Genomic DNA, 421 nt, shown 5'->3' with positions numbered 1-421 from the left:
GTTCAGGCGTGTAAGTCCGGGAATCAGACCGACATCGGGTTCGGCTTGCTCGGGTCGAGGTTGTACTTCTTGATCGCCTCGGCGACCTTTTCACGACCGATCGCGCCTTCGTCGGCCAGCGCCTTCAGCGCGGCCAGCGTGACCCAGTGGCGATCCACTTCGAAGAAGTGGCGCAGCTTCTCGCGGGTATCCGAGCGGCCGAAGCCGTCGGTGCCCAGCACCACATAGCGGCGCGGCACGAACGGACGGATCTGCTCGGCGAACGCGCGGATGTAGTCCGTGGAGGCGATGACCGGGCCGCGCACGCCCTTGAGCTTCTGGGCGACGAACGACTCGCGCGGCGTCTCGGTGGGGTGCAGCAGGTTGTGGCGCTCGGCGGCATTGCCTTCGCGGGCCAGCTCGGTGAAGCTCGGGCAGCTCC

The 421-nt window shown here is 67.2% G+C and carries 1 protein-coding gene; it reads right to left on the bottom strand.

All coding sequences use genetic code 11. The annotated features are described in order from the left end of the window. Positions 1 to 23: 23 nt before the first annotated feature. Positions 24 to 421, bottom strand: a 398-nt coding sequence (locus AC1DIQ_RS18975) for a transketolase-like TK C-terminal-containing protein (protein ID WP_478050603.1), incomplete at its 5' end; no start/stop codon positions are given.

The sequence above is a fragment of the Stenotrophomonas sp. 05L413 genome, from assembly GCF_056397945.1.
Note: the sequence above shows the minus strand (reverse complement) of the source record. Positions and strands in the feature narration are given on the sequence as shown.